This window comes from Nonomuraea candida, assembly GCF_000725485.1.
Taxonomy (GTDB): Bacteria; Actinomycetota; Actinomycetes; order Streptosporangiales; family Streptosporangiaceae; genus Nonomuraea; species Nonomuraea candida.
Window position 1 is genome coordinate 1 of the sequence record NZ_KL647033.1, and the last position, 19,233, is coordinate 19,233.

Sequence of the window (19,233 nt, forward strand, 5' to 3'; positions counted from 1 at the left end):
CGCAACCCACCGACCTCCAACTCCATCTCCTGGATCTCCTCAACATCGACCCACGAGACCTCCGCTGAAGATCACTCACGTGCGGAAAACGGGGCTAGCGTTCCACGGTCTCCGGCTCCACCGCCTTCGTCTTCTTGGCGTCGCGGGCCGACTTCACGAGACTGAGCACCGTGGTGACGGCGAGAGTGCCGATGATGACCCCCAGGGACACCAGGATCGGGATCTCCGGCGCCCACGAGACCCCGTCGTGGTGCAGGGCCTCCAGGATCAGCTTCACCCCGATGAACGCCAGCACCACCGACAGCCCCTTGCTCAGGTAGACGAGCCTGTCGAGCAGGCCGCCGATCAGGAAGAAGAGCTGGCGCAGCCCCATGAGGGCGAAGGCGTTGGCGGTGAAGACCAGGTAGGGCTCCTTGGTCAGGCCGAAGATGGCCGGGATCGAGTCGAGCGCGAACAGCAGGTCGGTGGTCCCGATGGCGATCATCACGATCAGCATCGGGGTGACCATCCTGCGGCCGAGGTGCACGGTGAGCCGGGCCCCGTGATAGGTGTCCGTGGTCGGGAGCACCCGGCGTACCGTGCGCAGGGCGAGGTTCTCGGAGAACTCCGCCTCCTCGTCCTCGTGCCCGATCAGCTTCCACGCGGTGTAGACGAGGAAGGCGCCGAACACGTAGAAGAGCCAGTCGAACCTGGCCACGGCCTCGGCGCCGGCCGCGATGAAGGCGCCGCGCATGACCAGCGCCAGGATGATGCCGATGAGCAGCACCTTCTGCCGGTACTGCCGCGGCACCTGGAACCTGCTCATGATCAGCAGGAAGACGAAGAGGTTGTCCACGCTGAGGGAGTACTCAGTGATCCACCCGGCGAAGAACTCCCCGCCGTGCGCGGGCCCGGACAGCAGGAGCAGTCCGACGCCGAAGATCACGGCCAGGCTCACGTAGAACGAGACCCAGCCCACGCACTCCTTGAAGCTGGGTTCGTGCGGGTTGCGGGCCACGAGCCAGAAGTCCAGCGCCAGCACCAGGCAGAAGCCCCCGATGGTGGCCAGCCAGACCCAGAGCGGCAGTTCCATCGCCGGCGTCATCTCCGCGCCCCCTTCCTGGCACTCTTGCGTGTGCGCATCATCTCGGCGAAGCGGAGGTACGTGCCGAGCAGCTCCCTGGCGAGCGGGTTGCCGTCGGCCCGGCGTACGAGCCAGTGCGGCATGAGCCGCTCGTGCATCCACAGGAACCCGATCCCGAAGCCCAGGGCGATCATCGCCTGGTACGCCAGGAACGCCGGCACCCCTTCGACGAGCGCGCCCGTCGGGGCCAGCAGTTCCTGGGCGAGCCGGGACACCGGGAAGGCCGCCATCCAGTACAGGCCGACCGGCCCGAAGGTCCCGGGACGGAAGACGCCGTGGCCGAGCAGCATGCCGTACAGGCCGCCGAAGAGGGCCAGCGGCGCGGCGAGCGCCAGTGCCGCGAGCCCCGCCATCCCGGTGGGCTGCCCCGCGAGCAGGGTCAGCCCACCGGCCATGGCTCCGGCGACGGCTCCGATGGACGCCCCTGGCAGGGCGAGTTCGAGGCTGTGCCGTCCCGTCATCAGCCCACGACCACGCCGTAGGCGAACAGGCTGTAGAAGAGCATGCCGAGGTAGAAGAGCGCGCCGAAGCCGATGATCGCGTTCGACCACCACTTCGGCCTGATCGGCTTGGGCAGCATGCGGTTGTTCACCAGGAGCAGGGTCACGCAGTACGCGCCCATGGCGAACGTGGACAGGAACGCGAGCGTGTCGAGGATCCCGCTGGGCCCTTCGGCGGGTCCGAACAGCAGGATCAGGATCCCGAAGATGATCACGCCCCACAGGAAGATCGCGTACAGCTTCGACATGCCCAGCTTCTTCGCCCCGGGGACGAAGTGGAAGGTCATGTCGGCCTGGCCGCGCGAGAACGAGTCGAACAGGCCGAGGGTGGCGTTCAGGCCGATCAGCGCGATGAACCCGAGGAACACGACCCCGAGAACCGAGCTGCCCGCCGCGGAGACGGCGTTGGACATCGCGGTCAGCGCCACCTCCCGGTCGTCGCCCTGGATGGCCGTCCGCACGGCCGGGTCGATCCGCACCGCCGACTGCGCGATCACCGTGAAGGAGATCGTGACCAGCATCGTGATGCCCCAGAACAGCAGCAGCGCGTCGAACGTGACCCAGCGCCGCCAGCCCTTCCACTTGGCCATCTCGGCCGGGTCGGAGGTGTCGAACATGAACCCGCGGTTGGGCACCTCCTCTTCCTCGCCCGCGTGGCGCAGCCCGCGGATCTTCGGCTGGTGCACGCCCATGCCGGCCCCGGAGTCACGCAGGTGCAGCGTGTACCACATCTGCTGCATGCCCGAGGGGCCGGCGAAGGCGCAGGCGCCGACGATGACGGGGAACCAGGCGGCCGTCATGGCCTCCGCCGGCAGGTAGCCGAAGGAGAACATGCCGGAGATCGTGGTGACCACGTCGCCCCAGGTGCCGACCATGGCCGCGACCACGGCGGTGCCCAGCACGAGCGCCCCGATGAGCAGGGAGAGCACGTTCTCCAGCAGGTTGTAGATCACCTTGGCGAGGGTGAAGATCACGCCGACGAGGATCAACCCGGCGACCGCGGTCACCACCCAGGGTATTCCGGTGATCTCCTCGAACGCCGCCGCTCCCGCCGACAGGTGGCCCGGCCAGATGTAGACGGCGATCGCCACGATGAAGAAGAACCACATCAGCGGCTTGAACACCCGGGCCGCGCCGGAGAAGATGCTCTCCCCCGTGGCCATGGCGTAGCGCGCCATCTCCAGCATCACCACGGCCTGCAGGGTGACGCCGATCAGGAACAGCCACCTGATCTCGGGCCCGAACAGCAGCACCAGCCGGGGCCACATGTACGACTCGCCCATGCCCACGCCGAGCGCGACCAGGAAGACCGTCGGCCCGATGAGGTGCACCGAGGGAGGCGCGTCGGGGAGCTTCCTGATGGGCATCGGCTCGAGCCGGCCCGCTTTCCATACTCGTTGATCCTCGACCGGCGGCGTGGCCGTCGCCGGTGGTGTGTTCGATGTGTCCACCTACGGACCTCCTGGAGGGGTTGTTGCCTTCCTCTGCGCCCCGAAATGCCCCCTCGCCTGGCGCTGCTGTGGCTCGGCTCTTAGCCCAGCAGCCCGGCCGCCCTGGCCCAGCGGTACTTCGCACCCAGGACCGCCACGGGCTTCTCCGTCGTGTACGGGTACGCGACCACGCCATGCTCGAACAGGTACTCGCTGGCCTCCTCAACCTCGGTGTCGCCGGCCAGTGAGGCCACGACCGGCTTGACGTTGCCCTTCGCCCGCTCCTCGCCCACCACGCGGGCGATGAGCTCGGCGAAGACCATCGGCGGCGTCACGATCGTGTGCCAGTAGCCCAGCACGAGCGCGTGGATGCGCTCGTCGCGCAGGCCCAGGCGGACCGTGTTCTCGTAGGTCGAGGGGGGTTCGCCGCCGGTGATGTCGATGGGGTTGCCCGCCGCGCCGAACGGCGGGATGTAGGCGCGGAACGCCGCGTCCAGGTCGTCGGGGATGTCCATGAGGGTCAGCCCGGCGTCCACGATGGCGTCGGACAGCAGCACGCCCGAGCCGCCGGCGCCGGTGATGATGACGACGTTCTCGCCCTTGGGGGCGGGCAGGATCGGCAGCGCGCGGGCGTACTCCAGCATGTCGTTGAGCCCGGGCGCGCGCACCACCCCGGCCTGGCGCAGGATGTCGTCGTAGACCTTGTCGTCGCCGGCCAGCGCGCCGGTGTGCGAGCCGGCGGCCCGCGCGCCCATCGCGGTGCGGCCGGCCTTGAGCACGATGACCGGCTTCTCCTTGACGACCCGGCGGGCCGCCTCGACGAAGCCGCGCCCGTCCTTGAGGTCCTCCAGGTGCATGGCCACGGCCTTGGTGTTGTCGTCCTGCTCGAAGAAGGTCAGCAGGTCGTCCTCGTCCACGTCGGCCTTGTTGCCGACGCCGACGATGGCGGAGACGCCCATCTTGGTGGTGCGGCTGAAGCCGAGGATGGCCATGCCGATGCCGCCGCTCTGGGAGGTCAGCGCCACGCTGCCGCGCACGTCGTAGGGGGTGCAGAAGGTGGCGCAGAGGTTCTCCGGCGTGTAGTAGTAGCCGTAGATGTTGGGGCCGAGCATGCGCACGCCGTGCCGGCGGGCGATCTCGACGATCTCCTTCTGGCCCTCGACGTTCCCGGTCTCGGCGAACCCCGACGGGATCATGACGGCCCCGGCCACGCCCTTCTCGCCGGCCTCCTCCAGCGCGGCGGCGACGAACTTGGCGGGGATGGCGAACACGGCCACGTCCACGTCGCCCGGCACGTCCGCGACGCTCTTGTACGCCTTGCGCCCCATGATCTCGTCGGCCTTGGGGTTGATCGGGTGGATCTGCCCCTGGTAGCCGCCGTTGATGAGGTTCTTCATGACCGAGTTGCCGATCTTGCCGTCCTCGGCGGAGGCGCCGATGACGGCGACCGAGCGCGGTTTGAACAGCCGGTTCATCTGCCGCAGGATCTCCTCGCGCGGCAGCCGCTCGACCTCGGGGGCCGGCTGCCCGATGAGGATGCGCACGTCGGCGGCGATCGCGCCGTTGGCGTCGGCGAAGACGGGGTTGAGGTCCACCTCGACGATCTCGGGGATGTCGGTGACGAGCCTGCCGACGCGCTCGATCAGCGCCGCGAGTGCCTGCCTGTTCGCCGGCTCGGCCCCACGGGCACCACGCAGAACCTCGGCCGCTCTGATGTCGTCCAGCATCCCAAGCGCATCATCACCCGAAACCGGGGCAAGCCGGAAGGTCACGTCTTTAAGTACTTCGACCAGGACCCCGCCCAGGCCGAACGCGACCACCTTGCCGAAGGTGGGATCGGTGACCGCGCCGACGATCACCTCGTGCCCGCCGCCGACGAGCTGCTGCACCTGGACGCCGTCGATCCGGGCCTGCGGGTCGTAGGCGCGGGCGTTGGCCAGGATCGTCTCGTAGCCCCGCCGCACCTCCTCCTCGCTCTTCAGGCCGACCAGCACGCCGCCGGCGTCGGTCTTGTGCAGGATGTCGGGCGAGACGATCTTCAGCACGACCGGCAGCCCGATCTCCCCCGCCAGCCGCGCCGCCTCGTCGGCCGAGCCTGCCAGGCCCTCGCCGGGGGTGGCGATGCCGTACGCCTGGCACAGCTCGCGGCCCTCCGGGGCCGTCAGGGCGGTGCGGCCCTCGGCGAGCGCCTTCTCGATGACTTCCCTGGCCACTAGATGACTCCGTTCGTCCTGAGTGCGGCCAGCTCGTCGGCGCTCACGCCGAGCTCGCCGTAGATCTCCTGGTTGTGCTCGCCGAGCAGCGGCGGGGTGCGCACGTCCACCGGCGAGTCGGACAGCTGCAGCGGGCTGCCCACGGTCACGAACTCGCCGCGCGTCGGATGGTCGACCTTGACGACGATGCCCTCCTCGCGCAGGCTCTCGTCCTCCACCAGCTCCTTGGTGGACAGGATCGGCCCGCACGGGATGTTCTCGGCGTTGAGCCGGTCGAGCACCGCCCACTTGTCGTGCCGGATCGTCCACTCCTCGATGAGCTGGAACATCTTGTCCAGCTTGGGCAGCCGCGCCTCCGGCGTCGCCCACTCGGGGTCCTCGGCCAGCTCGGGGCGGCCGATGATGGTCGCGATCGGCTTCCAGCCGACCGGCTGGACGATGACGTAGATGTAGTCGTTCGGCCCGCCGGGCGCGCAGCGCACCGCCCAGCCCGGCTGGCCGCCGCCGCTGGCGTTGCCCGAGCGCGGCACCTCGTCGCCGAACGTCTTGTTCGGGTACTCGCGCAGCGGCCCGTGCGCCAGGCGCTGCTGGTCGCGCAGCTTGACGCGGCACAGGTTCAGCACGGCGTGCTGCATGGCCACCTGTACGCGCTGCCCGCGCCCGGAGTGCTCGCGCTGGTAGAGGGCGGCCAGGATGCCGGCCACCGCGTGGATGCCGGTGCCCGAGTCGCCGATCTGCGCGCCGGTGGCCAGCGGCGGGCCCTCCTCGAAGCCCGTGGTGCTCATCGAGCCGCCCATGGCCTGGGCGATCACCTCGTACGCCTTGAACCTGGCGTATCTGCCCGGGCCGAAGCCCTTGATGGAGGCGTAGATGAGGCGGGGGTTGAGCTCCTGGAGCCGCTCCCAGGGGAAGCCCATGCGGTCCACCGCGCCGGGACCGAAGTTCTCCACCAGGATGTCGGCGCTCTTCACCAGCTCGGTGAAGATCTCCTTGCCGCGCTCGCTCTTCATGTTCAGCGTGATGCTGCGCTTGTTGCAGTTGAGCATCGTGAAGTAGAGGCTGTCGACGTCCGGCAGGTCGCGGAGCTGCTGCCGGGTGATGTCGCCGGTGGGGGCCTCCAGCTTGACCACGTCGGCGCCCAGCCACGCGAGGAGCTGGGTGGCCGACGGGCCGGACTGGACATGGGTCATGTCGAGGACGCGGACACCTTCGAGAGCCTTCATCTCTGCGTTTCCCCTACTTGTACATGGTCTGGTTCATGGTTCCGGGGGCGTACACCTCTGGGTCGACCCAGACGTTGATCAGCGAGGGCTTGCCCGACTCGCGGGCCCGCTCCAGCGCCGGGCGGATCTCGGCGGGGTCGCGGACCTCCTCGCCGTAGCCGCCCAGGAGCTTGGCGAACTCGCCGTAGCGGATGTCGCCGAGGGTGTTGCCGACGCGGGCGCGGTCCTGGCCGTACTTGGCGGCCTGGCCGTACCTGATCTGGTTCATCGAGGAGTTGTTGCCGATGACGCCGATGAACGGCAGGTCGAAGCGGACCATGGTCTCGAAGTCCCAGCCGGTGAGGCTGAAGGCGCCGTCGCCGAACAGGCAGAGCACCTCCTTGTCGCGCCGCGCCTGCTTGGCCGCCATCGCGAAGGCCATGCCGACGCCGAGCGTGCCCAGCGGGCCCGGGTCCATCCAGTGGCCGGGCGACTTGGGCTGCACGACCTGGCCGGAGAAGGTGACGATGTCGCCGCCGTCGCCGATGTAGATCGTGTCCTCGGTCAGGAACTCGTTGATCTCGTGGACGAGGCGGTAGGGGTCGATCGGCTGGGCGCCGGAGAGCTGGCGGGGCAGGCGCTTCTCGTACGCCTGGGTCTCGACGTTGCGCAGCTCCTCCAGCCACTCCTTGCGGCGGGCCGCGCCGTTCTCCACGCGGCCGCTGGCGGCCTGGGCCGCCGCCGAGAGGATGAGGCCGGCGTCGCCCACGATCCCCAGGTCGATGTCCCGATTTTTCCCGACAGTGCGGTAGTCGAGGTCGATCTGCACGACCTTGGCCGTCGGCGACAGGCGCTTGCCGTAGCCCATCCGGAAGTCGAACGGGGTGCCGACGATGATGATGAGGTCCGCCTCGGTGAAGGCGTACCTGCGGCTGAGCTGGAAGTGGTGCGGGTCGCCCGGCGGCAGCGTGCCGCGCCCCGAGCCGTTCATGTACGCCGGCACGTTCAGCGACCGGACGAAGTCGATGGCCGCGTCGGTCGCCCGGCACGTCCAGACCTGGCTGCCGAGCAGGATGCACGGCTTCTCGGCGTGGGCCAGCAGGTCGGCCAGGCGCTCGATCGCCTCGGGGTCGCCCTGCTGCCGGGTCGAGGCCCGGTAGTGGCCCGCCTTGGGGAGGCGCGCCTTCTCCAGCGGCACCTTCGCGTCGAGCACGTCACGCGGGATCTCCAGGAACGACGGCCCGGGAGCGCCGTGGTAGCACTCGCGGAAGGCCATCGACACGATGTCGGCCACCCGTTCCGTGCTGGGCACCGTGGCCGCGAACTTGGTGATCGGGGTCATCATGTCCACGTGGGGCAGGTCCTGCAGCGAGCCCATCTTGTGCTGGCTCAGCGCGCCCTGCCCGCCGATCAGCAGCATCGGGCTCTCGGCGCGGAAGGCGTTGGCCACGCCGGTCACCGCGTCGGTCGTGCCCGGGCCCGCGGTGACGACCGCGCAGCCGGGTTTGCCGGTGATGCGGGCGTAACCGTCGGCCGCGTGGGCGGCCACCTGCTCGTGGCGTACGTCGATGACCTCGATGCCCTCATCGACGCAGCCGTCGTAGATATCGATGATGTGGCCGCCGCAGAGCGTGTAGATCACGTCCACGCCCTCGGCTTTGAGCGCCTTGGCTACGAGATGACCGCCAGAGATCGTTTCCGACATCATGCCACCCTTTCCCGGCGACTGAGCGCACTGTCGTCTGCACTGTTTTCTGCGCTGTCTTCCGCATACTGCATACCGTATGAACGCAATGGTTACTCTGTTGCGATCGGCCTGTCTAGCCCCCAGCGGGCAACTCGATCAGCTCGACCTGCTCCCCGCGCCACCCCGGCGGCACCACCGCCAGGGCCTCCGCCAGCGCCGCTCCCCACAACGAGCCCGGCCGGTCGTGCCCCACGGGGACCGCGCCCCTGGCCGACCTCCTGACCGGCACCAGCCGGGTGTCGCGGGGGTGCGTGCGCACCGGCCCGGCCAGGGCGCTCGTCTCCTTGGCCGCGGGGGTGCCGGTCAGCTCGCGCAGGATGGGCGCGAGCAGCGTGAGCGCGGCGGCCAGGGCCGCGAACGGGTTGCCCGGCAGGCCCACGACCAGCCCCCCGCCGGGCAGGCGGGCCAGGAGCTGGGGGTGCCCCGGGCGCACCGCCACGCCGTCGATCAGCACGTCGGCGCCCAGCTCGTCGAGCACCGCTCGCAGATGGTCGGCCGGCCCCTTGGACGACGCCCCGCACACCACGATCACGTCATCCACCGCCTCCAGGGATGGCCCGGCGAGCGCCGCGCGCAGCGGCTCGGGACCGTCGGGGAGGCGGAGCGTGCCGGTGACGCGGCCGCCCGCCCAGTCCACCAGGCCGGGCAGGAACGGGCCGATCGCGTCGCGGACCCGCCCCGGCCCCGGCAGCCCCTCGTGCACGACCTCGTCCCCGGTGACCAGCACCGTCACGCGGGGGCGGGGCCGTACCGGCAGGGTGTCGTGGCCGAGGGCGGCGGCCAGGCCGAGCACGACCGGCGTCACCACCGCGCCCGCCCCCAGCACGAACGTCCCCTCGGGGATGTCCTCGCCGCGCCGCCTGATGTGCCGGCCCTTCTCGAACGCGCCCGCCACCCACTCCCCGGCCGGCTCGGCCCGCTCGTACGGCAGCACCGCCTCGGCCCCGTCCGGCACGGGCGCGCCGGTGGCGATCTCGACCGCCTCCCCCGCGCCCAGCGGCCCGGCGTGCGGCGCCCCGCCGGCCAGGACGCGCCCCACGAGCCGCCACGGCCCCGGGCCGGCCACCGCGTATCCGTCCATCGCCGAGACGTCCACCCCCGGCACCGCCGCCAGGGCCCGCAGGGGCCCGGCCAGCCGGCATCCGAGGGCCTCCGGCAGAGGCACTGACGAGGGGCGCAACGGGCGGGCCGCCCCGGCCGCGCGGGCCCGCGCGGAGCCCCAGGAGATCGCTTCCACCACTGATCCATGCCGCAGAACGGTCATCGGCACACTCCTTGACCCACGTTTTTCCATACTGTATACGGAATACACGATCCGACGCGAGAACGGAGAGCGCAGCATGAAGGTCGCTGTTCTTGGCGCCGGCGCCATCGGCGCATACGTGGGGGCCGCCCTCCACAGGGCGGGAGTCGAGGTGCACCTCATCGCGAGAGGCGCGCACCTCCAGGCGATTCGCCGCGCCGGTGTGCGGGTGCTCACCCCCAGGGGCGACTTCACCGCCCATCCCCATGCCACCGACGACCCGAACCAGGTCGGCCCGGTGGACCACGTCTTCCTGGGCCTCAAGGCGAACAGCTACGCCTCCGCGGGCCCCATGATCAAGCCGCTGCTGCACGGTTCCACCAGCATCATCGCCGCGCAGAACGGCATCCCGTGGTGGTACTTCCACGGACTCAAGGGCCCCTACGAGGGCTACCGCATCGAGAGCGTCGATCCGGGGGGCGCGGTGACGGCCGCGCTGCCCCTGGAGCGCGCCATCGGATGCGTCGTCTACGCCGCCACGGAGATCGAGGAGCCGGGCGTGATCCGCCACCTCGAAGGCACCCGCTTCAGCATCGGCGAGCCCAACGGCCAGCTGACCGAGCGGTGCGCCTCCTTCAGCCGGGCCGCCGTCGAGGGCGGGCTGAAGTGCCCGGTGGAGCGCGACCTCCGCCGGGACGTCTGGATCAAACTCATGGGAAACATCGCCTTCAACCCGATCAGCGCGCTGGCCAGGGCGACCATGGCCGGCATCTGCCGCCACGACGCCGCCAGGGAGCTGGTCGTGGCCATGATGCGGGAGACGGTGGACGTGGCCAGGCGGGTGGGCTGCGATCCGGGGATCTCCATCGAGCGCCGCCTGCGCGGCGCGGAGAAGGCGGGCGAGCACAAGACGTCCACTCTCCAGGACCTGGAGAAGGGCAAGCCGCTGGAGCTCGACGTGCTGCTGGCCGCGGTGGTCGAGCTGGCCGACCTGACCGGCGCCGAGGTGCCCACGCTGCGTGCGATCCACGCGGTGAGCGACCTGCTGAACGAGAACCTTGTCCGCGCGGTCTAGCTCGGAATACCGTAGATTGTATACTGAATGGAGGGATCATGAGCTATGACCGCCTGACCCATCCACTGGTACGCGAGAACGGCGTGCTGCGCAAGGCGTCGTGGGAGGAGGCGCTGGAGCGAGCCGCGGAGGGCTTCCGCCGCAACATCGAGCGGCACGGCCCCGACAGCTTCGCGATGCTGTCGTGCGCCCGCTCCACCAACGAGATGAACTACATCGGGCAGAAGTTCACCCGCGTGGTGATCGGCACCAACAACGTGGACTCCTGCAACCGCACCTGCCACGCACCGAGCGTCGCGGGCCTGTCGGCGGTGTTCGGCAGCGGCGGTGGCACCTCGTCCTATCAGGAGGTCGAGGACACCGACGTCATAGTGATGTGGGGCTCGGCGGCCCGCAACGCCCACCCCATCTTCTTCCAGCACGTCCTCAAGGGCATCCGCAAGGGCGCCAGGATGTTCGCGGTCGACCCGCGCCGCACCGGCACCGCCCAGTGGGCCGACCTCTGGCTGGGCCTCAACGTGGGCACCGACATCCCCCTCGCCCACGCCGTGGCCCGCGAGATCATCCACGCGGGGCTGCACAACGAGGCGTTCATCGAGCGGGCCACGGTCGGCTTCGAGGAGTTTCGGCAGTGCGTCGAGCCGTGGACGCTGACCGCGGCCGAGCAGGTCACCGGCGTGCCGGCCGAGGCCATCCGCGAGCTGGCCCACGCCTACGCCCGCGCCGACCGGGCCCAGCTGTGCTGGACGCTGGGCATCACCGAGCACCACAACGCGACCGACAACGTGCGGGCGCTGATCAACCTGGCCCTGCTGACCGGCCACGTCGGCCGCTACGGCTCGGGCCTGTCGCCGCTGCGCGGCCAGAACAACGTGCAGGGCGGCGGCGACATGGGCGCCATCCCCAACCGCCTGCCCGGCTTCCAGGACCTCCTCGACCCGCAGATCCGCGAGCGGTTCGAGAGCGTGTGGGGCCGCCCCATCCAGCCCAGCTACGGCCGCAACCTCACCCAGATGCTGGAGGGGATGGCCGAGGGCGAGGTGACCGCCTGCTACATGATCGGCGAGAACCCGGTGCAGTCCGAGGCCGACTCGCTGGCCTGCATCAAGCGCCTGTCCATGCTCGATCACCTCGTCGTGCAGGACATCTTCCTCACCAAGACCGCGCAGATGGCCGACGTGGTGCTGCCGGCCAGCGCCGCCTGGTGCGAGGCGGACGGCACGTTCACCAACAGCGAGCGGCGCGTCCAGCGGGTGCGCAAGGCCCTGGAGCCGCCGGGCGAGGCCCGTGACGACATCTGGATCATGTGCGAGATCGCCCGCCGGATGGGCCACGACTGGCACTACGACGGCGCCGAGGAGGTCTGGAACGAGCTGCGCGCCCTGTCGCCGCAGCACCGGGGCATGACCTACGAGCGGCTGGCCGAGCTGCAGGGCATCCAGTGGCCGTGCCCGTCGGAGGACTCGCTGGAGCCGCCGTACCTGCACGGCAGGCTCTGGGAGAGCGACCCGGCCAAGCGCGGCACGCCGGCGCCGTTCGCGGTGCTGCGGCACTCGCCGCCGGTGGACCTGCTGGACGAGGAGTATCCGCTGCGGCTGACGACCGGGCGGCGGCTGGACTCGTACAACACGGGGGTGCAGTCCTCCGGCTTCGCCTCGCCGCTGCGGCGCGGCGAGACGATCGAGATGTGCCCCGAGGACGCCGAGAAGCTCGGCGTGGTCGCCGGCGAGGAAGTGCGGATCAGCTCGCGGCGCGGCACGGTGACCGCGCCCGTCTACATCGATCCCGGGCTGCGGCCCGGGCTGGTGTTCATGACCTTCCACTTCCCCGACGAGGTCGACACCAACGCCCTGACGATCGAGGCCACCTGCCCGATCGCGGGCACGGCCGAGTTCAAGGCCGCCGCCGTACGCGTCGAGAAGCTCGTCAAGGCCGGGTGAACGGATGGATCTGAGATTCCGCGGCGCGCAGCCGTCGCAAGAGGAGCGCGCGGCCGTCGACGACCTGCTCGGCCCGCCGGCCACGGCCTGGGAGGGCGGCGCGCGCACCGAGCTGGACCTGCGGATGGCCGCCCGCGCCGAGGAGGCCCGCGACCTGCTGCTGCCCGCGCTGCACGCGGTCAACGACCGGATCGGGTGGATCAGCGAGGGGGCGCTGGAGTACATCTGCCGCCGCCTGACGATCCCGCCCGCCGAGGCGTACGGGGTGGCCACGTTCTACTCCCTGTTCTCCCTGGAGCCCCGGCCCCAGCGGGTGCTGCACGTCTGCACCGACCTGGCCTGCCAGGCCAGGGGCGCGCAGGTCGTGCGCGACCGCGTCGAGGAGCGCTTCGGGCCGCCCGGCAAGGACTGGCACGAGAGCCCCTGCCTGGGCATGTGCGAGCGCGCCCCGGCGGCCCTCGCGCTGGAGGCCGGGCAGCCGCACCGCGCGGAGGTGTACGCCCCCGCCACCCCCGAGACGATCACCACCATCACCGGGGCGGCCCCCCGGGCCAACGGGCACGCGCCGAGCCTGGAGGTGGCCGGCGAAACCCCCGTCAAGGAGGCCGTGCCGCAGGCCGGAGAGCCCGGCCTGGTCCTGCTGCGCCGGATCGGCGTCGTCGACCCGGCCAGCCTGGACGACTACCGGGCGGCCGGCGGCTACACCGCGCTGCGCCGGGCCTTCGAGCTCGGCCCCGCCGGGGTGATCCGCGAGGTGCTGGAGTCGGGGCTGGTCGGCAGGGGCGGCGCGGCCTTCCCCACCGGCCGCAAGTGGGAGGCCGCCGCCCGCCAGCCCGACCACCCGCACTACCTGGTGTGCAACGCCGACGAGAGCGAGCCGGGCACGTTCAAGGACCGGGTGGTGATGGAGGGCGACCCGTACGCGCTGGTCGAGGCCATGACCATCGCCGCCTACGCCACCGGCTGCGCCAAGGGCTACCTCTACATCAGGGGCGAGTACCCGCGGGCGACCGCGCGGCTCCAGCACGCGATCGCGACCGCCCGCTCCCGGGGGCTGCTCGGCGACGACATCCTCGGCAAGGGGCTGTCGTTCGACATCGAGCTGCGCAGGGGCGCGGGCGCCTACATCTGCGGCGAGGAGACCGCGATCTTCAACTCCATCGAGGGGCAGCGCGGCGAGCCGCGCAGCAAGCCGCCGTTCCCCGTGGAGAAGGGCCTGTTCGGCAAGCCGACCGTGGTCAACAACGTCGAGACGCTGGTGAACGTGCTGCCGATCCTGGAGCGCGGCGCGCAGGCGTACGCGGCGGCCGAGCCCAAGCTGTTCTGCGTCTCGGGCGCGGTCGAGCGGCCCGGCGTGTACGAGCTGACGTTCGGCACGACGCTGCGCGAGCTGCTCGACATGACGGGCACGACCGGCACGACCAGGGCGGTGCTGCTCGGCGGCGCGGCCGGCGCGTTCGTCACCGAGCTGGACATCCCGCTCACCTTCGAGGGCACCAGGAACGCGGGCGCGACGCTCGGCTCCGGCGTGGTGCTCGTCATCGACGACACCGTGGACCTGCGCAGGCTGCTGCTGCGCATCGCGGAGTTCTTCCGCGACGAGTCCTGCGGCCAGTGCGTGCCCTGCCGGGTGGGCACCGTCCGCCAGGAGGAGGCCCTGCACCGCCTCTCGCGCCGGGTCGACGACAGCGACCTGGTGCTGTTGCGCGAGGTCGGACAGACCATGCGCGACGCCTCCATCTGCGGCCTCGGGCAGACCGCCTGGAACGCCGTCGAATCGGCCATCGACCGCCTGGGAGTGTTCAACAGATGATCCCGCTCCAGCCACCCCGCCGGCTCATCGACGTCCAGATCGACGGTGAGGCCGTGCGGGTGCCGGAGGGCTCGACGATCCTCGACGCCTGCCAGGCGGCGGGCAAGGACGTCCCGACCCTCTGCTACGGCGACACGCTCACCCCGAAGAACGCCTGCCGCGTCTGCGTCGTGGAGGTGGAGGGCGCCAGGACGCTGGCCCCCGCCTGCTCCAGGAAGGCGGAGGCCGGCATGAAGGTCGGCACGGACACCGAGCGGGCCAGGCAGAGCCGCAAGGTCGTGCTGGAGCTGCTCGGCTCCTCGACCGACCTGTCCACGACGCCGCGCGCGGCCGAGTGGACGGCGGAGTACGGCGCCGACCCCGAGCGGTTCGGCGACGACGCGGCCACGGTCGCGCAGCCCGCCAAGGTGGACAACGACCTCTACGTGCGCGACTATGCCAAGTGCATCCTGTGCTACAAGTGCGTGGACGCCTGCGGCGAGCAGTGGCAGAACACCTTCGCCATCGCGGTCGCGGGCCGGGGCTTCGACGCGACGATCTCCACGGAGTTCGACGCCCCGCTCACCGACTCGGCCTGCGTCTACTGCGGCAACTGCGTCGAGGTCTGCCCGACGGGCGCGCTGTCGTTCAAGACCGAGTTCGACATGCGGGCCGAGGGCACCTGGGACGAGTCGAAGCAGACCGAGACCACGACGATCTGCAGCTACTGCGGGGTCGGCTGCAACCTGACCCTGCACGTGCAGGACAACAAGATCGTCAAGGTGACCTCGCCGCACGACAACCCCGTCACGAAGGGCAACCTCTGCGTGAAGGGCCGCTTCGGGTACGGCTATGTCTAGGCTCCCCGCCCGTGTCCCCAGGCTCCCCGGCCGTGTCTCCAGGCTCCCCGACCGTGTCTCCAGGGGCCCCGCCCATGTCTAGGGTCACCGTCAAGAGGCGCATCCTGCGGGTGAACGACGCCGCCAGGACGCGCGCGATCGACGCGCTGGCCGCCGAGGAGCCGCTGGAGATCCGGCTCAACGGCACCCCGCTGACCGTGACCATGCGCACGCCGGGCGACGACTTCGACCTGGCGGCCGGGTTCCTGGTCAGCGAGGGGGCCGTCGGCGCGGCGGACGAGATCGAGACGATCCGCTACTGCGCCGGCGCGACCGTGGACGGGCAGAACACCTACAACGTCCTCGACGTGCGGCTCGCGCCGGGGGTGCCGGCCCCCGAGCCGCGCAACTTCTACACCACCTCCTCGTGCGGCGTCTGCGGCAAGGCGTCGCTGGAGGCCGTGCGCACGGTGGCGCGCTGGCGGGCCGGCGCCGACCGGGCCGAGCTGGCGCAGTCCACCGTCGCGAGCCTGCCGGGCCGCCTGCGCGCGGCCCAGCGGGTCTTCGACAGGACCGGGGGCCTGCACGCGGCCGGCCTGTTCACGCCCGCCGGCGAGCCGCTGTGCGTGCGCGAGGACGTCGGCCGCCACAACGCCGTGGACAAGCTGCTCGGCTGGGCGCTGCGCGCCGGACGGCTGCCGCTGCGCGAGACCGTGCTGATGGTCTCGGGCAGGGCCTCGTTCGAGCTGGTGCAGAAGGCGGTCATGGGTGGCGTGCCGGTGCTCGCCGCCGTCTCCGCGCCGTCCTCGCTCGCGGTCGAGCTGGCCGCCGAGGAGGGGCTGACGCTGATCGGGTTCCTGCGCGGGAACTCGATGAACGTCTACACGGGAGAGCGGCGGCTGAGCGCCGGCGAAGGCGTCACCTCGGGCGCCGGCAACGGCTCTGCCGTCGCACGATCACCGGGGTGATGAACGGGATGCCGCGCGGCGCGCCTGGCCCCCAGCCGCCGGCGGCATCCCACTACCCCAGCTGGGCCGGCCGGGCGACCGCATTTTGACAACCGTTTTCATTTCGACGCATACTGACTCACATGATGTCAGGATTTTCCCGGCCGTATGCTGCCGGCCTGCTGGCCGCAGCCGCCCTGCTCACCACCGCCGCCTGCGGCTCCGGGTCCGCCGAGACCACGCCCGCCGCTTCCGGTTCCGGCGCCAAGCCCGAGGTGGTCGCGGCCTTCTACCCGCTGCAGTGGCTGAGCGAGCAGGTCGGGGGATCCGACGCGCAGGTGACCGGCCTGACCGCGCCCGGCGTGGAGCCGCACGACGTGGAGCTGAGCATCCAGCAGGTCACCGAGCTCAAGGACGCCGCGCTCACCGTCTACATCAAGGGCATCCAGCCGGCCGTGGACGACGCCGTGGAGCCCGGCAAGAGCTTCGACGCCGCCACCGCCGTGACGACCATCCCGGCGGGCGAGCACGCCCACGAGGAGGAGGGCGAGCACGCCGGGGAGGAGCACGCCGGGGAGGAGCACGCGCACGAGGAGGTCTCCTACGACCCGCACCTGTGGCTCGACCCCTCCCGCCTGGCCACCGTCGCCACCAAGCTCGGCGAGCGCCTGGCCGCCGCCGACCCCGCGCACGCCCAGGGCTACAAGGACCGCGCCGCCAGGACGGCCGCCACGCTCGGCGCCCTCGACCAGGAGTTCACCAAGGGGCTGAGCGCGTGCAAGACCAAGACCCTGGTCACCGCGCACGAGGCGTTCGGCTACCTGGCCGACCGCTACCGGCTCAAGCAGGTCGGCATCACGCTCGACCCCGAGACCGAGCCGTCGCCCACCCGCCTGTCGGAGGTGGCCAAGCTGGCCAAGGCCGAGGGCGTCACCACGATCTTCACCGAGACGCTGGTCAGCCCGAAGGTGGCCGAGGTGCTCGCGGGCCAGGTCGGCGCCAAGACGGCGGTGCTCGACCCGCTGGAGAGCAAGCCCTCCGGCGACTACCTGTCCGCCATGCGCGATAACCTCAAAACCCTACAAACAGCACTGGGGTGTACGGCATGAGCGAAACGGCCTTCGCGATGACCGACGGCCGGGTCTCCTTCGATGGCAAACCCGTCCTTCGGGGGATCGACCTGACCATCTGTCCCGGGGAGGTCGTCGCCCTGCTGGGCACCAACGGCTCGGGCAAGTCCACGCTGGTGCGCACCCTGCTCGGCCTCACGCCGCTGACCGGCGGCCGCACCCTGGTGTACGGCACGCCGCCCGGCAAGTTCCGTGACTGGTGGCGCATCGGCTACGTGCCGCAGCGGCTCCAGGTCGGCGGCGGCGTGCCCGCCACCGTGCGCGAGGTCGTCGCCTCGGGCCGCATCGCCAGGCAGAGCAGGCTGCGCAGGACCAGCGCGGCCGACCGCGCGGCCGTGGCCGCCGCGCTGGAGGCCGTCCGGCTGGCCGACCGGGCCGGCGACCCCGTCCAGTCGCTGTCAGGGGGGCAGCAGCAGCGGGTGCTCATCGCCCGCGCCCTGGCCGGGGAGCCGGACACGTACGTGATGGACGAGCCCACCGCCGGCGTGGACGCCGAGACCCAGCGGCTCCTGGCCGACACGCTGGCCGGGCTGGTGGCCGCGGGCAAGACCGTGGTGCTGGTCGCGCACGAGCTGGGCCCGCTGGAGCCGATCATCACCCGCGGCGTGGTGATCCGCGAGGGCCTGGTGGCCCACGACGGCCGGCCGCCGCGCCCGGAGGGCGACTGCGCCCGGCCGGGACACGAGCACCAGCACCCGCACGCGCCGGAGCCCGTCGCGGGGCCGGTCGCCGGGCCCGCCGCGGGCCCGCTCACCGGGTGGCAGGGGGAACCAAGGTGATCTTCGAACTTCTTCAGGAGGAGCTCTTCCAGCTCGCGCTCGTCGCGGCGCTGCTGGTGGGGCTCTGCGCGCCCGCCGTGGGCACGTTCATCGTGCAGCGGCGGCTGTCGCTGCTGGGCGACGGCATCGGCCACGTGGCGCTGACCGGCGTGGCGCTGGGCTTCCTGACCGGCACCACGCCCGTGCTCACCGCCGTGCTGGTCTCCATCGCCGGCGCGGTGGCCATCGAACTGGTCCGGGCGCGCGGGCGCACCAGCGGCGACGTGGCGCTGGCGCTGCTGTTCTACGGGGGCATCGCGGGCGGCGTGCTGCTCATGGGCATCGCGCCCGGCGGCAGCAACGCCAAGCTCAACTCCTACCTGTTCGGCGCCATCGCCAGCGTCACCGTCGAGGACATCTGGGTCATCGCCGCGCTGGCCGCCGCCGTGCTCGCGGTCGTGGTGATCTTCGGCAGGGAGCTGTTCGTGCTCTGCCAGGACGAGGAGATGGCCAGGGCCAGCGGCCTGCCGGTGCGCTTCCTGAGCCTGCTCATCGCCGTCACCGCCGCGCTCACCGTGGTCATCGCCATGCGGGTGGTGGGCCTGCTGCTGGTCAGCGCGCTGATGGTGATCCCGGTGGCGACCAGCCAGCAGCTCACCCGCGGCTTCCGCACCACGATGGCGCTGGCCATGGTCTTCGGCGTGCTCGCCTCCGTGGGCGGGCTGCTCGCCTCCACCTACTCCTCCCGGGTGCCGCCCGGGGCCGCTATCGTGCTTCTTGCGCTCGCCGGCTTCGTCCTGGCCCTCGGTGTCGGTAAATTCGTACGGCGAGGCCGTACTCAGGAGTCGACATTGAGCGAGCGCCCAAAGCTGCGCGTCGAGGAGGTCGCATGACGACGAGGCGCGATGCCGTGCACGACACCCTGCGCAGGAGCGAGGGGTTCCGCAGCGCGCAGGACGTCTATGCCGAGATGCGCCTGCACGGCGCGAAGATCGGGCTGACCACCGTCTACCGGGCGCTGCAGGCGCTGGCCGACAAGGGCGCGGTCGACGTGCTGCGCACCGACGAGGGCGAGTCCGTCTACCGCGCGTGCGCGACCGACACCCATCACCACCACCTGGTGTGCCGCCGCTGCGGCCACACGGTGGAGGTGGCGGGGCCGACCGTCGAGCGGTGGGCCGAGGCGGTGGGCAGCGAGCACGGCTTCACCGAGATCACCCACACCGTCGAGGTCTTCGGCACCTGCGCGTCCTGCTCGGCCCCGGCGGGCTGAGGGGCCCCGAGGCGTCAGGGG

At 71.2% G+C, this 19,233-nt stretch carries 16 protein-coding genes; 9 read left to right on the forward strand and 7 right to left on the reverse strand.

Translation table 11 applies throughout. The features are described 5' to 3' along the window. Positions 1-94: 94 nt before the first annotated feature. The 7 genes from IO39_RS47975 to IO39_RS48005 form a co-directional block, all read right to left on the reverse strand. Positions 95-1,072, reverse strand: a complete 978-nt coding sequence (locus IO39_RS47975; RefSeq protein ID WP_043640946.1) for a TerC family protein — start codon at positions 1,070-1,072, stop codon at positions 95-97. An 8-nt stretch (positions 1,073-1,080) separates the two neighbouring features. After that, the gene (locus tag IO39_RS47980) at positions 1,081-1,584 is read right to left on the reverse strand and encodes a hypothetical protein (protein WP_043640402.1); all 504 of its coding nucleotides are present in this window, start codon (positions 1,582-1,584) and stop codon (positions 1,081-1,083) included. Then, complete coding sequence (locus tag IO39_RS47985; protein ID WP_052424313.1) at positions 1,584-3,074, reverse strand: Nramp family divalent metal transporter; 1,491 nt, start codon at positions 3,072-3,074, stop codon at positions 1,584-1,586. Before IO39_RS47985 ends, IO39_RS47980 begins: the two co-directional genes overlap by 1 nt. Positions 3,075-3,154: 80 nt before the next feature. Beyond that, on the reverse strand, positions 3,155-5,266 hold the full coding sequence (locus IO39_RS47990) for an acetate--CoA ligase family protein (RefSeq protein WP_043640405.1): 2,112 nt from the start codon (positions 5,264-5,266) through the stop codon (positions 3,155-3,157). After that, positions 5,266-6,489 (reverse strand): formyl-CoA transferase, encoded by a 1,224-nt coding sequence (gene frc, locus IO39_RS47995; protein WP_043640408.1) that lies wholly within the window; start codon positions 6,487-6,489, stop codon positions 5,266-5,268. The genes IO39_RS47990 and frc overlap by 1 nt, the downstream gene beginning before the upstream one ends. A gap of 13 nt (positions 6,490-6,502) precedes the next feature. Beyond that, a complete protein-coding gene (locus IO39_RS48000) occupies positions 6,503-8,173 on the reverse strand; it encodes a thiamine pyrophosphate-binding protein (protein ID WP_245642691.1) in 1,671 nt (556 codons plus the stop codon). Positions 8,174-8,288: 115 nt separating this feature from the next. Next, positions 8,289-9,479, reverse strand: a complete 1,191-nt coding sequence (locus tag IO39_RS48005) for a molybdopterin molybdotransferase MoeA (protein ID WP_043640413.1) — start codon at positions 9,477-9,479, stop codon at positions 8,289-8,291. Between the two features lie 76 nt (positions 9,480-9,555). Here IO39_RS48005 and IO39_RS48010 point away from each other — a divergent pair, with 76 nt between their 5' ends. The 9 genes from IO39_RS48010 (at position 9,556) to IO39_RS48050 (ending at position 19,212) form a co-directional block, all read left to right on the forward strand. Beyond that, positions 9,556-10,533 (forward strand): 2-dehydropantoate 2-reductase, encoded by a 978-nt coding sequence (locus IO39_RS48010; protein WP_043640417.1) that lies wholly within the window; start codon positions 9,556-9,558, stop codon positions 10,531-10,533. 38 nt (positions 10,534-10,571) lie between these two features. After that, entirely contained in the window at positions 10,572-12,473 is a 1,902-nt protein-coding gene (locus IO39_RS48015) for a molybdopterin oxidoreductase family protein (RefSeq protein ID WP_043640421.1), read from the forward strand. Positions 12,474-12,477: 4 nt separating this feature from the next. Next, positions 12,478-14,286, forward strand: coding sequence for an NAD(P)H-dependent oxidoreductase subunit E (locus tag IO39_RS48020; RefSeq protein WP_043640424.1), 1,809 nt, complete (start codon positions 12,478-12,480; stop codon positions 14,284-14,286). Further along, positions 14,283-15,125, forward strand: a complete 843-nt coding sequence (locus tag IO39_RS48025) for a 2Fe-2S iron-sulfur cluster-binding protein (RefSeq protein ID WP_043640428.1) — start codon at positions 14,283-14,285, stop codon at positions 15,123-15,125. The genes IO39_RS48020 and IO39_RS48025 overlap by 4 nt, the downstream gene beginning before the upstream one ends. 74 nt (positions 15,126-15,199) lie before the next feature. After that, positions 15,200-16,072 (forward strand): formate dehydrogenase accessory sulfurtransferase FdhD, encoded by an 873-nt coding sequence (fdhD, locus tag IO39_RS48030; protein ID WP_052424314.1) that lies wholly within the window; start codon positions 15,200-15,202, stop codon positions 16,070-16,072. Positions 16,073-16,194: 122 nt separating this feature from the next. Beyond that, positions 16,195-17,160: a metal ABC transporter substrate-binding protein gene (locus IO39_RS48035; RefSeq protein ID WP_052424315.1), complete on the forward strand. Its 966-nt coding sequence runs from the start codon at positions 16,195-16,197 to the stop codon at positions 17,158-17,160. Beyond that, positions 17,157-17,960, forward strand: coding sequence for a metal ABC transporter ATP-binding protein (locus tag IO39_RS48040; RefSeq protein ID WP_052424351.1), 804 nt, complete (start codon positions 17,157-17,159; stop codon positions 17,958-17,960). The genes IO39_RS48035 and IO39_RS48040 overlap by 4 nt, the downstream gene beginning before the upstream one ends. Then, complete coding sequence (locus IO39_RS48045; protein ID WP_084774794.1) at positions 17,960-18,832, forward strand: metal ABC transporter permease; 873 nt, start codon at positions 17,960-17,962, stop codon at positions 18,830-18,832. Before IO39_RS48040 ends, IO39_RS48045 begins: the two co-directional genes overlap by 1 nt. Continuing rightward, complete coding sequence (locus IO39_RS48050; protein WP_043640434.1) at positions 18,829-19,212, forward strand: Fur family transcriptional regulator; 384 nt, start codon at positions 18,829-18,831, stop codon at positions 19,210-19,212. The genes IO39_RS48045 and IO39_RS48050 overlap by 4 nt, the downstream gene beginning before the upstream one ends. Positions 19,213-19,233: the final 21 nt, after the last annotated feature.

Bases quoted from the DNA above. Each gene is read 5' to 3' on its own strand.
- IO39_RS47975 (WP_043640946.1), bottom strand. From the start codon at position 1,072: ATGGAACTGCCGCTCTGGGTCTGGCTGGCCACCATCGGGGGCTTCTGC.
- IO39_RS47980 (WP_043640402.1), bottom strand. From the start codon at position 1,584: ATGACGGGACGGCACAGCCTCGAACTCGCCCTGCCAGGGGCGTCCATC.
- frc (WP_043640408.1), bottom strand. From the start codon at position 6,489: ATGAAGGCTCTCGAAGGTGTCCGCGTCCTCGACATGACCCATGTCCAG.
- IO39_RS48000 (WP_245642691.1), bottom strand. From the start codon at position 8,173: ATGTCGGAAACGATCTCTGGCGGTCATCTCGTAGCCAAGGCGCTCAAA.
- IO39_RS48005 (WP_043640413.1), bottom strand. From the start codon at position 9,479: ATGACCGTTCTGCGGCATGGATCAGTGGTGGAAGCGATCTCCTGGGGC.
- IO39_RS48010 (WP_043640417.1), top strand. From the start codon at position 9,556: ATGAAGGTCGCTGTTCTTGGCGCCGGCGCCATCGGCGCATACGTGGGG.
- IO39_RS48015 (WP_043640421.1), top strand. From the start codon at position 10,572: ATGAGCTATGACCGCCTGACCCATCCACTGGTACGCGAGAACGGCGTG.
- IO39_RS48020 (WP_043640424.1), top strand. From the start codon at position 12,478: ATGGATCTGAGATTCCGCGGCGCGCAGCCGTCGCAAGAGGAGCGCGCG.
- IO39_RS48025 (WP_043640428.1), top strand. From the start codon at position 14,283: ATGATCCCGCTCCAGCCACCCCGCCGGCTCATCGACGTCCAGATCGAC.
- fdhD (WP_052424314.1), top strand. From the start codon at position 15,200: ATGTCTAGGGTCACCGTCAAGAGGCGCATCCTGCGGGTGAACGACGCC.
- IO39_RS48035 (WP_052424315.1), top strand. From the start codon at position 16,195: ATGATGTCAGGATTTTCCCGGCCGTATGCTGCCGGCCTGCTGGCCGCA.
- IO39_RS48040 (WP_052424351.1), top strand. From the start codon at position 17,157: ATGAGCGAAACGGCCTTCGCGATGACCGACGGCCGGGTCTCCTTCGAT.
- IO39_RS48050 (WP_043640434.1), top strand. From the start codon at position 18,829: ATGACGACGAGGCGCGATGCCGTGCACGACACCCTGCGCAGGAGCGAG.